We start from the raw sequence: 14,093 nt of genomic DNA, 5'->3' as shown, positions 1-14,093 counted from the left end.
TCCTTCAGGCATGGGAAGAATTTGCTGGAGGAGCGATCGCCTAAAACACATTCCAGACGTGGCAAGACTGTCGAACGGCAATATACCTTTTAACTTACCCCGCTTGATGTAGGGTCTTATATCATATTTTCCTGATGAACCTGTGTAACTGGGCTGACTCATTTTTTCAGGGCGAGTACTCAAAAATTCTAAAGGATGAAAACACCAACCAATATCAGGATTTTCGACAAAAATATTGGCAAGTTCGGCGGCTTTTTCAGCTTTAAAAAGATCGTCAGAATCTAAAAAACAGATGATTTCTCCCCGACTCGCTGCAAATCCTGTATTAAAAGCTGACGCCTGTCCGCCGTTTTCCTTTAAAATTGGGATAATTTTATCTCCATAACTTTTGATAATCTCTTGGGAATTATCAGTAGAGCCGTCATCTACTACAATTACCTCAACGTTGGAGTAAGTCTGGTTCAAAGCACTAACGATAGCTTCAGGAAGAAAATGACCGTAGTTATAGTTATTGATCAGGATGCTAACTAAAGGGCTATTAAGCAATTTGGGCTACCTCAACTTTTTACTTATTGACGGTTACTCTCTTGGTAGATTCCTAATTTTTAGTATTTGAATATTTCCAAATACACAGCTTTATAAAAATTGAGCAAAATATAAACTTTATTCAATCATCTCAAGTTTTATTTTTGCTCAGCATACTAATACCATTAAATGCCATAGCTCTAGTCATTACCATAGCAAACTTACGAGCTGGTGGATAGAGGAAGCACATCAGATAATCCGCACAACCATAGGAAATAACTGTTGCTATTGCAGCACCTATTCCCTGATATTTAGGTATTAGCAATATATTGAGTACAAGATTCACTACAGCGCCAGTAATGCTAGCAGCCAAAGAATATCCAGTTAATTCCTCTGTGGCTATCCAAACCTCTTTGACGTAACCCAAAAAAACAAATAATGATGACCAGATATGAATTGACAAGATTAGTCCAGCAGGAGCATACTGTTGACCGAATACTAGAACAACTAGAGGGGTCGATAAAAAAGTTAGAGGAATGGCTATAGCATAGACTATTAATGCTAGCAAATTACAAAGCCTTTGAATTCTTTCATAGTACAGCTTCTCGCTTACTTTCTTGGCTTCGATGATGGAAGGAGCTACTGATGTGACAATGGCAGTAGCGGTAAAAGGCCAAACCTCGGATAAACGCACGGCTACTGCATAAATACCAACAGCCTTATTATCAGCTAATTGCCCCAGCATTACTTGATCGACGTATAAATAAATAATGATGGCGATGTTGGAAAATATTAGGGGCCAGCTTACCTTCAACATCCTCTGGGCACGTTGCCAGTTGCCACGCCATGCCTGGATTTTTTGCCCAGTTCCTTGATAGGCGATTAATAATCCAATGGCAGTTACAATTGTTTCTGCTAAGACGACCCAACCAAATGCAATGACGGAAGCCTGAGTCTGGATCAAGCTAATTCTGACAAATGTCAGGATAATGAAAGCTATGTTTCTTGCCCAAACCGCATATTTTGACTTAACCTGCGACTGGAACCAAAAGTCTGTGACATTAAATTCCTGCACAAGTGAGCTAGCTGAAATAATTACTACTAAAGTGCGACCCAGTGGGTCATTAGGGCGTAACAAAAAAATGCTTGCAATTGCTAACAAAAAAGCCGCGATTCCACTAGCCAGCCTCAGAAAAAAAGCGGTGCCCAGGATTTCATCTTTAAAAGATGGTTCACTCACAAGATCGCGTACTACAATCTGGTTTAAACCCAATTGAGTAATGACAGAAAACATCGAATAAAATGCGATCGCATAGTTGAGTAGACCAAAATTATTGGCTCCCAGATAACGCGCCATCCAAGCAAGTACGAAAAAACCTATAGCCATTCGCAAGACCCGCTCAGTCAGTAACCAACCGATGTTGTTGATAACCTTACGCAGATTAGGACTGAGGTTTTCAAGTGCTACACTAACGTTTTTTAGCATGATCTTAAAGGATAATTAACTTTGCCCTACAGCTGCGACCCTCTTGGTAGTCCTTTCGCTAAGAAGGAGCGAATGGAAGTTTTATAGCAATTCAATAAATTTGGCATTAGAAGCTTATCTGCATCAGCAGTAATTTCTTAGTTTTTAGCTTGCTTGATGTCAGGTAAAAGCTAAATATCTAAAATAGTTCCTGAAAAACTAAGATTTAAAAATAGAACTCAAAGGCTGCTTGGTATCATCACCCGAGTAGGCTCTAGCATGATGGAAATAACTATCAGGTTCGTTCTCAACCATTACACCATTAACAACTAAGCCTAAAACTTTTTGACCCGATTGTGCCAAAAGTTCTTGAGTAGCTTTAGCACTGACTTTATCAATTACTCCAGGTCGGGACACCAGTAAAATTCCATCAGTCATTTTGCTTAAACTTAGAGCATCGGCGACCAATAGAAGAGGAGATGTATCAACGATCACGAAATCATACATACTGGAAAAATCCTCAATTAATGAATTCATCCGCTGAGAGCCAAGCAGAGCCAAAGAATTAGGCGGGATAACTCCAGAAGGAAGGATATCCAGGTGAGGCATGACTTGTTTGACAGCTTTCTTCAATTCCGTTTGACCAACGATGACCTCACTCAGTCCTACCTCATTCGTCAGCTCCCAAATATGATGTTGCTGGGGATGATGCAGATCTGCGTCAATCAACAAAACTCGACTGCCAAGTTGAGCGATCGCAACAGCTAAATTGGTTGAGACTGTAGACTTGCCTTCTTTAGGAACAGAACTAGTCACTACAATCACCTTCAATTCTCGGTCAGGGCTGAGGAATCTCAGGTTTGCCTGAAGCATCCTGTAAGCTTCACTAATGATTGAATGAGGTAAGTTTCTAACTTCCTGTTCCGGTGAATTTCCTTCCGGCTTCATCCCAGTCAACGAGACTTTTTTGCGGGGAAGAGGAATCATTCCTAGCAGTGTATACCTGAAAATTTTTCGTATTTCTTTGGTCGTTTTAATAGAGCGATCACTCAGCTCCAGGATAAATGCAGTGACTACATACAGTAGACTTCCTACCACAATACCTGCTACTATAAGCATCTTTTTGCTGCTAGAACCAGCAGACTTTGGACTTACAGCAGGACTGACAATTTGAGCATTACCTACATTTTGATTTTCAGCAAGCTGTACTTGTCCTCGATTTTTTAGGAGAAGTTGGTAGTTCGCTTGGGCTGCCTCTAGTTTCCGCTGTAATTCCCGCTGAGTCTGCTCCAGTTGGGGTAAGTCCTTGAGCCGTTGTCTATAAGCCTCTCGGTTACGGATGAGAGATGCTAGCTGATTGATTAAAGCTTTACTTTCCGCTTCTGAACTGACTAAGCTTTCCGTTAGGCTTTCCTGAAGCTTTCCGCCCATTTTCTCATCACTTTTCTGAAGGCTCTCATAAGAAACTTGTTTCTGGTCACCAAGAACCTGCTTTGTTCGTTGCTCTAAAATAGCCTTAAGAGCTGCTTGTTTACTCTTTAAGTTAATAATAATGGGGTTATCTTCCAGAAAACGAGTACGTTCAATGGCTAGCTTATCTTCTACCTGTTTTAGATTTTCAAATGCCTGCTGAACGGCAACAGATTGATTCAGAGAATTATTAGCCAAAGCTTCCTCAGCAGTCATCCTCATTTTTTTCTGTAGTTCTGTAGTTCGCCCCGTTAATTTTTCAATTTCAGTCTGAGTGCTTGCAATTTGCCGATCTAAGTTATCAAGAGCTGCTACAGTCGCTTTAGTTTCCTCTTCAAGGTTTGCGATATTATTTCGCTGTTTAAAGATACGTACTTCTGCGTCGGCTTGACGAACAGTTTCCTCAACTTTAGGTAACTGACCATTAATAAATTTTCCAGCGGCTGCTGCTTCAGCTCGGTTAGACAGGATATTGGTCTTTAAATAGATTTGTATGAGCCTATTCACTACGGCGATCGCCTCTTTGCGATCGCTACTTTTATAAGAAATCCCCAAGACATCTGTCCCCCGTACAGTTTTCACCTTAAGGCTCTTAAGGAAACTGTCATAAGTTACAGATTCTCCTTTTTTATCTTTTAGATTTAATTCAGAAATTGTCTGATTCACAATCGGTGCCGATTGAATCACCTCCGCTTCTGTATCAAGAGGTGTATCTTTGCTATTTAAAGCATCCAACTGACCAATTTTATCACCCGCTTCAGTGACTAAAGCAGATGTTGTATTTTGCTTCTTAAACCGAAGCTTGCCAGTGGCTTCATAAGTAGGTTTTTGTGAGAACCCTAGGCAGGTAGCTAGGGCGACAGTAGTACCCCAAACAACCGCGCTCTGTAGCCAATGCCGTTTAAGGATTAGCCAGTATTTCTGTAAGTCGATGTCTTCTGAATACTCTTTGTATTCCATGAAACCTCAAAAGAAGTAACTATATATACTTATCTCAGCCAGTAAAAAATGCAGTTATCATCCGTTAGTTCAAGATGACGCGGAGAATTAAAATCCTAACCTCCGCGCCCTTATATCTTCCTCCTATTGGCAGCGGCTGTTTGTAACTGCACCCGTCAACGTCGGCTCAAAATTCCGAGTTTGATTCGTTCCTAATGATGAGAAATAGAGTTCGGATAGAGAGCGACTGTAGATTTTTACATCCAGGGGAGCTACTCGTTGCCTAGCAGCACTTCCTAGTTCTAATCTTAAGGACTCATTTTCAATCAAAGATTGCAATGCTTCTGCTAACTGCTGCACATCACCTGGGTTCACTAACAAACCAGTTTCATTGTGAGTAATTACTTCAGGAATTCCTCCCACTGGCGTAGTAATCACTGGTAATCCCCAACTCATCGCCTCAAGTAACGCCATTGGTAGACCTTCATTATAAGAAGGCAGCAAGAATACATCAGCTTGAGATAACAACTCACTACGCTTAGCCGAATCTACCCACCCAGCAAAAGCAACATGCTCCTTTAAATATAGCCTTTCAGCTAAGTGATTGGCTTGCTCCACTTGCCCAATTCCTGCCAGAATGAGTTCTGATTTTTTTCTCTGTTCAGGAGCCACCTTTGCATAAGCTTCCAGTAAATCAAAGACTCCCTTTCGTTTGCCAATGCGTCCAAGAAATACAATATTAATCTTCTTGTGGGAATTGCTTCGCTCAGGAACATTTTCAGGAATTTCTACGGGATTAGGAAGTACCACAACCTGTTCTGCTGTCAAGTCACAATTATTTATGTAGAAGTCTTTCCAACTCTCTGACAAGGCAATCAAGTAAGTGCATCTTTGCAATATCCAATTCAACACTTGTTTCATCCCTTGAGGCAGCTCATCGTGAAAGGTGTGAAACTCACAGCCATGAGCGTGCGTAATTACAGGTTTGCGAAATGCCATAGCTATTAGAGTTAGGATAGACATTCGCAAAGCGCTTCCCCGTTCAGAGAAATGAATATGAATGACATCAACTTGACGTTGTAATAATTTACCCAGAAAAATTATCAGCGCCCATGTAAATACTTTTAATCGATGTAGGCTTGATTGCCTGCTGGGTTCCCCATCCCAAGTAGTCAGGTGTTGAATCTGAAGCTCAACCGGAGAACTATCGAGGATAAGGCTTTCTACGGAGCCCATTCCACCCTTTTCTTCCAAGCTAGGACCGAGCATAAGGATTTTTAGTTTTTTCATGACAGGTGATGGCTAGTGCAACGAAATAGATGATTAGTGCAATGGAAAGGACAACAAGGACAAAATTGAAGATGCTCATAGTCTCTAGCACCTTATTTGATTGAAAAATTCAGAAGCAACAGTTATTAGGTTTCCTGAACTCTAGTCAAGGGAACAATTTCAGCATCAAAATCGACATAATCTTAGAAGGCTTCTTAGACAAGGTCTTAAGAGAATGCTTAGATCAAAGAGTAATAACCTTCAAGGCGAACAATTATCGCGTTTCCTGAACTCTAGCCAAGGGAACAATGTCAGTGTCAAAATCGACATAATTTTAGAAGGCTCTCTAGACAATAGCTTTAGGAAATTTGTCGGTCAATCAGCTCTAGTGACTGTAAGAAGACTTGCTGGACAGGTCTGACCTTTTCAATCATCTTGTCGAGCCAAACTTAGGCAAACGGTAGATTCCAGAAACCTGCTTCATCTGTCACTTGTAAACTTGATGAGCAGGGGAACTAACGTCTTATCTTTTCGGGTACGTTCCAATTTGGTAAACGTAGCCTCTGAGGTAAGTGCGAAATGAGGTTTATAGGCTTGCTTTAACTGTGTCCTTGCAATTGGGAGTGCACCTATCTGTTTTGTCACTCTAGCCAGAGCAGAAGGGCGTTTTGAAAAGAGCTTTGATGAAGCCCACAATTAGGGCAGAAGGCTTTTAGAATCTTTTCCAGGTTTTTGTCTAGGAATGCTTCACCTTTACAAATAACCATTAAAACATTCAGCCGTCCGGATATTTTTTAGCCCCTGATGAAAAGTTTGGAGTACTAGCTAGCAGAACCGAAGTCTTCAGTTAGTAGATTGCAATTTCCTGGTTCTGCACTTTCCTGAAATTCTAAGAGGACAGGCCAAAGAGAAATATTCAAATACTTTTTTCTTGTTTTGGCTTGTTTCTTTAGTATAAGCGTACTCAAGGCGAAAGCTCACACACTACTGGATGCACCCTTTAGTAACCTGTGGAGGTAAAACATTACTGCTATCTGTTCCAGACCCACTCTGACCGAGTTTGACGATTTGAATGAGGCAACCCTTAATTTAGGATAGTGTTTTATCCTTTTGATAAGGGATGAATATACATCCCACTTTTAAAAATATCTTATTTGAGTAGGAGATTGCAATAAAGTTGAGATGAAGATATTGACGATTTTTGAGGCTTATTATAAATTATTCTTAAAAGCCTTTTATAACAAACAGGATAACAATTTTAGCAGGGTAAATTAACTATTTTTTCCTCGATTATTTTATTAATAGAGAATATTTTACGGCATCAAATAAATAAAACTAATGTATGAGCTTTTTTCAAAAACTCTTTATCTAAATATCTAATCTCTTGACTCTCTCAGCTTAACTTTAACCTTGAATTGAAATTCTTTGCTTAAGTTCAAAAACTTGAAAAAAAGCTTAATCTCCCACCGATTTTGTCAGTCTAATGGCTGAGTCTGCTTTTTAAGTTGTAGCCGTCAAAAATTTAGGAATGGGTCGTAGTGAATGAAGGAACAGCCGTGAGATCTTACAACGAAACCTTTTCCCTACTCTCACGCTCTCATAAGCGCTCTGAAAGCAAGTGTCAAAGCTAGAGCAATTCTAAATTGATTCATGAAAGCCTTTCATGCTTTCCTTATGCATCCGCTTTGCCTTGGAGCGATGCATGGAAATAAAAAAGGCTGTTTCGTTTCACAAATCAAATAGAACTGCTCAGTTAGGATCTAGTAGGACTAACGGATTTGGATATCTCCCCTGTAAGAATTTCACTCAGCAGCTTAATTAGAGCTTCATTCTGCTCCGGTGTCCCAACCGTGATGCGTAACTTATCCGTTAGCCGGGACTGGTTGAAGTATCGAACCAAGATTCCCCTTTCCTTAAGACTTTTGTAAAGAAATTCTGCATTACCCCCAGGGTACTGCGCCAATAAAAAGTTAGCTTGTGATGGCAAGACGTGAAACCCCAATTGCTTGAGGGAATCTGCCATCTGGGTACGTGAAGCTTTAATCTTTTGGGCGTTGATATTTTTGTGATGTTGATCCGCGATCGCAGCGGCACCCACTGCACAAGCGACAGCATCCACGTTATAGCTGTCTTTGACCTTAATCAATCCTTCTAGTAGTGCTGGGTTAGCCACGCCAAAGCCTAATCTCAATCCAGCTAATGAATACCCCTTCGAGAGTGTTCTCAAGATAATCACGTTGTCGTACTTTTTGGCTACTTCCAGAGCATCTGTTTCCGCAAAATCTACATACGCCTCATCGATCGCAAGGACGCCTGATATCTGCGTTGCCAATTCCTTCAACTGTTCCACGGATGCAACCGTGCCAGATGGACTATTGGGAGAAGCAACAAAGGTGACTGCACCTTGAGCCTCAATCAACTGCTCAACGGGTAGAGTGTAGTCTTCCTGATAGGGAACTTCTACAAATTCTGCTCCCTGGATCTGTGTCAGAGTGCGATAGAGCACATAAGTTGGCATGGGATAGACGACACCTCGTCCTGGTCCACAACAGGCACGGATAATCATCGTCAAGATATCATCGCTACCGTTGCCCACCAGAATCCAGTCGGCAGGCACTCCCAAAACTTGGCTGGCAGCTTCGCGGAAAGCACCTGCCATCGGATCGGGATAGCGGCGCAAAAGTTCTCCTTCTAGTTCCCGTAGCACCTTCAACGCCTCAGGTGATGGAGGATAGGGATTCTCATTTGTATTCAACTTAATCACCTGTGTGCCTGGTGGCGGCTGCTCACCAGGCACATAACCGGACATGGCGTTGATATCGGGTCTAAAGTAAGTCATGAAACGAGAAATAGATTGGGCGCTGATTAAAATTTGCCTGGGAAAATATATCTTGTCCAAAACCTTATGTCAACTCCATAATGGACTATTTTTTCTCAACTCGCCACTTTCTCCCTCCCTGCTTTGTTAAGATTCATAGAATATAAAGAATAATCCGGACAAAATCTTATGATGGGGTGATGCCAAACGAGAAAATATGCGTTAATACTCCTAGCAGAAACGACAGCTCGAGGCTTCCAGCCTCCGGAAAAAACTGTCCGGAGATATAGCACTGCCACCAGCATATTTGAAGCTATATCTCAAAAAAACCTGCCCATCGACTGACTCATCAACAAGGTGGGATTTGGAGACTATGGCTCCTTCAGCAGGAGTTCGCTAGCTACGCAGTGGGAGAGGATACACCTCAACATCTCAGCATTGGTAGAGTTGACATATCAATTCCTATCGCAGATGCAGCAGCAAGGCTTGGCAGTATCATCAATAATTTCTGCGATCGCTACTTCTACTTCACACAGTCGCTACAAAAAAATCGCTTCACTCAAATAAGGATGGCGGATGAACCTCCCGACTCTACACTCCGGGGGACTCCAGCCGTTTTTTCTGAAAAATAGTCTTGAAGAAGATCGCCGCGATCTCCTGATTTCGACATTCAGGTCACCAACAGCAAGATCTGCGAGCAAGCTACAAAATTACGGGTTCGTACTAAATTTGCTTATTAAAAAAATGTCAACTGACTAAAGTATTGCTTTTTGAAGGTTCTCTGAAAGTAAGCTTGTCTCATGTGCTTTGCTCTTCTCAAGAAGCTGGATTTATTGAAAATCACTAACTTTTACCCTTGTTTGTCCACAAGTTTGAGTTCATCCTGTTTTTGCGATCACATATGAGGAAGATGATCCTGCTTAATAAAGGGGGTAGTCAACCCGGATTTGGTTATAAAACGCGATCGCAAAAAAATAGCGTTCCAGATGCTACACACAGCGGAATCGTTAGAAGATTCAACAACGGTACACTCACTAGCCCGAAACAAACCAAACCAAAGCTAGCACTAGCCGGTAAACTCCGAAACACAATCCTTAATTTCTCCCGAAAGGGGAGGCGTCGGCGTTCTAAGGGCGCATCAAGAAAGTCGAGGCAGACAATGGTTGTCGCCAGTGCAATGCCACCAATTGTCGCTACTAACGTTCCGATTCCCGGCAGTAAGTTCAGCAGCAGCAACACGATTCCCACTCCCGCCGCTAGCACCAGTTTTTTCAACTCAAAGAGAATGGCTCGCCCGATATCCCGAACAATCCCCACTTCTACTATATGCAGCTGACCTGTGCGGAGTTCCTCCAACTGCTCAGAGAGTTGACCATACCACGGCGCACCCAGCAACACGCCAAATTGCACCAACAAAAAGCCAGTAAACAGCAGTAAGCCTAGAACTAACAACAAGCGCAGCAACCAGCTAATACCAATAATTAAATAATCTAAAATACCCAGCCATCTAGGAAGGCTAGTAATCAGGGAGTCTACCCAATGAGTCAGACTGTCCATTAAATGGGTAACGCTGTCCCAACCAAAGAAAAGTAATCCTGCATAGAGGGCAATACCGACGATAACATTCATCAGAATCGGTACTGCAACATAGCTCCATAAACGAGGTGTGCGCCTAAAAACCGCCAGGACTCGAAACGGATAAGTTGCCCCTGCCAGCAATCCAAATCCACTCAATGTTTTCCTCATAATCACTTGGTTAAGTCAGCTGTTGGAGTTGTTCACGTCCTGACTCTAGCGCATGGCTTGAGAACATTGTTGCGATCGCTGCGTATAGAGAATTACTCCATAACGTAACATTAAACTCTTTCTTTAAACAGAGGTTAGCGACAAAAACAACCTTTAGTCTACAGAAGGACGTTGCGATAACTCATCTTAATTTATTAGTCATTTGTGTTGAATTATACATAATCATCTCGTCGCTGAGGGTGTGCATGAACCATACAATTCTGTTAGTTGAAGAGAATTCAGACGACCAATTTCTGATTAAACGTGCCCTTGACCAGCGTTTTCTTAATAAAACTAACTTAATTGGCGAGTGGTCGAGTTCGGTTAAAAATACAGCTGAATGCCGCCCTTCAAACTTAAATCAAATAGACCTTTATTACCCTATTTTATCGCCTGTTAGTCAATACTCTACGCTAGCTGTTGCTGTTGAAGTAGTACAACAAAAAGAAGAGGCAATCAAATACCTTAAAGGTAAAAAAAATGATACCAATCAAAAGCGCTCTTCACTACCGATGTTGATACTCATCGGTATCTCTATGCCTCATTTTTCGGGACTTTGCTTACTATCATGGATAAAGCGACAGCCGGAACTGATGCATATACCAGTTGTGGTGATTAGTGATGTTGACAAGAAAGACCAAGCTATAAACTTAGGTGCGATCGCCTATATTTTCAAAACCCTCTGTTTCACCGACTTAACAGAGGTTGTCAGAGCCTTCCTACTATCCAATCAAGCGAGGTTGAGGGAACAAGAGCAATCCAAAACTAGATGTTCCGAGCCACTGCGAAACCTTGCGACTCCTTCAAAAATCAGGGAGCCAATGAATACTCGTGGCGTTATCAAGGCTGCCTCTTGGCGGAGAATAGGTGGGAAAATAAACCAATCTAGTCTTCAAGTGCCAATGTGACTTCTGAGCTTAACTCATCATCCGGCTGAAGTAGGAGAGAGGCAAGTGTCATTAGTGACTAAGGCATCTTGTACAAATGACTAATGAGCTTCAGAACGAAGACTAAATGAAGCAACTCAAAAACTGGGGATGCGAGTCCTGGTCACTTTCTTGGTAAAAATTAGTATGGGGGTTCACAGTGGGTATCGTAGTAAAAAGTCGCCTCTCCTCCCAAAACATTCTGATCCGCACCGCCCATACTAAATTGGGTAGCAACTCCATCCCCTAAACAATACTCGTAATCGTATATAGTTTCATTCCCACTAAACTTTGAGGACAGTTGTTTCCAAACTGAAGGTTTATAACCAAAAATATAGTTATAAAATCTTGAAAAATTTATTTTAATGTCATCCATAAAATTAGTTAATTTTTTACTAAAATCTGTCTCAAGAATGATATTTTGAACTCGGTTCTTAACAAAATTAACTTTAAAGACACTTTGGGAATTGTCAGGAAACAGACGGCGAAATCCTGCGGGCGAGTATACGTAAGTAATTCCCTTGGCAGTCAGGATTTGTTTCGCAGGCGCTCCAAAATAACTTTTTATGGTTTGAGGAGTTTGATTCAACACATAACGTCCAGCTTCAGCCGTTGGTGCAAAAACACCGATTAGGAGTATAAAACCTAAACTCCATCCAATTATTCGCTTGAAAAAATCAATTCTAGACATGCTTAAATTATTTCGATTGAAAAATCCATACAGGCTTAACAGAGATGACGACCCAGAGCACAAAATCATGAGAGATAGAACCCATCCTAGGTTGCTCCTACGAAAAATCCTCCTGTAAGGTGATGACTGAGACCAAATTCGCATCATAACCCTTTTTATCTCTTTATTTTCTCTTTCTAAAAGACTTGGTGCGATTCCAAGTGAGCTTCTATTTCCTTGCGGGTGCGCCAAACGGGTCGCATTTCATTGCGAACATACAAGGCGAGTTGATCGCCAACGTGGGGTGAACCCGGTTGCGTTGCATTGCCGTAAGTGTTTAGGACTTTTGCTCGGATGGGATTAGAAAACTCAATGGCTGCAATGTAAGTATCCCCAGCAAAGGCTTGGAAGCTGCCATCTGCTGAAGACGGCATCAAATCGATCACCCGGAATATGCCGAACATCCCTGGGCCACCCCTAGCAGGCAAGTCCACCTTACCAAAGCGTAGCCGAGCAACCTTGCCCCACGGTACATCCAGTGCTCCGTAGAGCAATTTTACCGTTGCGGCTGCGGTTTCCAGTACCTTTACGGCACCTTCGGGGTCAGCTAATCCGTTGGGTGTTGTGAGGGGAGAGTTTTCGTTCCAAGGATTGGCATACCAATTGCTAGCTGGCATTGTTCGTACCCATGCGGCGAAGAGTGCTGCACCTCGACTGTCGGTATCTGCCTTGCGATCCCAAGCTTGCAAAACATCAGCCGCTTGCTTGGCTAAGTCGCTACCCGATCGCCGTGCGGCTTGGATTAAGTCATCTAATACTCGATCTGCCAACTCCATGCGGGAGGAGAACTTATCGGCAATCATCTGGTCAAAGCTAATTTTTTCATGCTCCATCAGCATTTTGGCTGAACGCTGCGCCCGCCAATGCATGAAACGAGGTGCGATATCGGGGGGATAATTGTTGGGATTGAGTGCTTGGGGAAATGTGACTGTCCAGGGTGGGTCGTTGGCATTTTGCAACCAGCCACTAGGGGGATCGAAGACACGGGGTAAGTCTTGGTAGGGGTGGGTTTTCGCCCACAGTGTTGCCGACGTGTCACCGGGAACAACGCCCTGCCAGTACTTCCAATCTCCTTTCGGGTGTATCGGCACCTGACCGTTGAAGACATATAGGATATGACCATTCCGGTCAGCGTAGAGGATATTAAACATCGGCAACTGCAAGCGGCTTAAGGCGGCTTCAAAGTCGCTTAACTGGCTGCTCTTTGCCATATCCCACAATTGTTCGACAATATTTGGCTGATCGAGTCCAACCACTCGCACAGCAACCGCTTTACCATCTTTTTGCGTCACCACTGGGCCATGAATTGATCGCTGCACAACTAACTTTTCTTCCCGTAGTGTGCCATCTGCCTGCTTGACTTTTAGGGTTTGTGTTTCCGACTCAAAGGGGCGAATTGTTCCATCCCAACGGTACCCTCCTTCTGCTAGGGTTAGTGCGTAAGCGTCCCAGCCATCATGGGTATTAACGGTCAAACTCCAACCGAGATGATCGTTAAATGCGATCGCAAGTACGGGCATTCCCACCAGGGTAACTCCGTAAGTATCAATCTCTGGTGTGGTTAACTGTGCTTCATACCACAGATAAAAGTCTGACCACGGTAAGTGTGGGTTAGCCAGTAGCATCGCGTTGCCACTTGCCGATTTAGAGGGTGCTATTGCCCAAGCATTGGAACCCGCTGAACTTGGGCGAGAACTGATATTCTCCACCTCTTGCGGGCTAATCATAAAGTTAAAATGAATCACGCGCTGGGCGTGAGCCAGCACATCCACCCCATCCACCGGCAGCACCGATTTGACTTCATTGTTAATTTGGTCGGGGTGTTCCTTGGCATAAGCATTCATGCCAGCCGCAAAGGCATCCAGATATCCGCGCATCGTCGGGTGCTGTGCCTGATACCATTCCCTTGCCCGACCCGGAATCCCCATCGTTCTGACATATTTGTCCGAATCGAGGTAATTTTCACCAAAATACTCAGCCGCCTGTCCCCGCGCTTGACCGTATAGTCGCAAAATTAAGTCACCATGACTCTGCATTTGTGCCCAACCAAACGCCTGGAAGAGTTCGCGATCGCTTTTTCCATAAATATGGGGTACACCCCAGGTGTCCCAGAGAATTTCTGTGCGGTCTAAACCTGCCGCCGGATTACAAATACTCACGAATAAA

General features: G+C 42.9%; 10 protein-coding genes. 2 read left to right on the top strand and 8 right to left on the bottom strand.

All coding sequences use genetic code 11. The annotated features are described in order from the left end of the window. The 5 genes from V6C93_RS26525 to hisC all read right to left on the bottom strand — a co-directional run. On the bottom strand, positions 1 to 546 hold a 546-nt coding region (locus V6C93_RS26525; RefSeq protein WP_333479669.1), incomplete at its 3' end, for a glycosyltransferase family 2 protein. Positions 547 to 676: 130 nt separating this feature from the next. Further along, a complete protein-coding gene (locus tag V6C93_RS26520; protein WP_333479668.1) occupies positions 677 to 2,011 on the bottom strand; it encodes a flippase in 1,335 nt (444 codons plus the stop codon). A gap of 198 nt (positions 2,012 to 2,209) precedes the next feature. Next, the gene (locus V6C93_RS26515; RefSeq protein WP_333479667.1) at positions 2,210 to 4,420 is read right to left on the bottom strand and encodes a polysaccharide biosynthesis tyrosine autokinase; all 2,211 of its coding nucleotides are present in this window, start codon (positions 4,418 to 4,420) and stop codon (positions 2,210 to 2,212) included. A gap of 123 nt (positions 4,421 to 4,543) precedes the next feature. After that, a complete protein-coding gene (locus tag V6C93_RS26510; RefSeq protein WP_333479666.1) occupies positions 4,544 to 5,668 on the bottom strand; it encodes a glycosyltransferase family 4 protein in 1,125 nt (374 codons plus the stop codon). 1,753 nt (positions 5,669 to 7,421) lie between these two features. After that, entirely contained in the window at positions 7,422 to 8,507 is a 1,086-nt protein-coding gene (gene hisC / locus V6C93_RS26505; RefSeq protein ID WP_333479665.1) for a histidinol-phosphate transaminase, read from the bottom strand. Positions 8,508 to 8,893: 386 nt separating this feature from the next. On the opposite strand from hisC, the gene V6C93_RS26500 reads away from it, so the two are divergent. Next, positions 8,894 to 9,118: a hypothetical protein gene (locus V6C93_RS26500; RefSeq protein ID WP_333479664.1), complete on the top strand. Its 225-nt coding sequence runs from the start codon at positions 8,894 to 8,896 to the stop codon at positions 9,116 to 9,118. Between the two features lie 319 nt (positions 9,119 to 9,437). On the opposite strand, the gene V6C93_RS26495 is transcribed toward V6C93_RS26500, so the two are convergent. Beyond that, positions 9,438 to 10,232, bottom strand: a complete 795-nt coding sequence (locus tag V6C93_RS26495; RefSeq protein ID WP_333479663.1) for an EI24 domain-containing protein — start codon at positions 10,230 to 10,232, stop codon at positions 9,438 to 9,440. 245 nt (positions 10,233 to 10,477) lie between these two features. Here V6C93_RS26495 and V6C93_RS26490 point away from each other — a divergent pair, with 245 nt between their 5' ends. Beyond that, a complete protein-coding gene (locus tag V6C93_RS26490; protein WP_333479662.1) occupies positions 10,478 to 11,179 on the top strand; it encodes a response regulator in 702 nt (233 codons plus the stop codon). A gap of 160 nt (positions 11,180 to 11,339) precedes the next feature. On the opposite strand, the gene V6C93_RS26485 is transcribed toward V6C93_RS26490, so the two are convergent. Next, the gene (locus tag V6C93_RS26485; RefSeq protein WP_333479661.1) at positions 11,340 to 11,888 is read right to left on the bottom strand and encodes a hypothetical protein; all 549 of its coding nucleotides are present in this window, start codon (positions 11,886 to 11,888) and stop codon (positions 11,340 to 11,342) included. Between the two features lie 176 nt (positions 11,889 to 12,064). Beyond that, the coding region (locus tag V6C93_RS26480) for an acylase (RefSeq protein ID WP_414644284.1) at positions 12,065 to 14,093 on the bottom strand (2,029 nt) is incomplete at its 5' end.

The sequence above is a fragment of the Allocoleopsis sp. genome, from assembly GCF_036703385.1.
Lineage (GTDB): Bacteria > Cyanobacteriota > Cyanobacteriia > Cyanobacteriales > Coleofasciculaceae > Allocoleopsis.
Note: the sequence above shows the minus strand (reverse complement) of the source record. Positions and strands in the feature narration are given on the sequence as shown.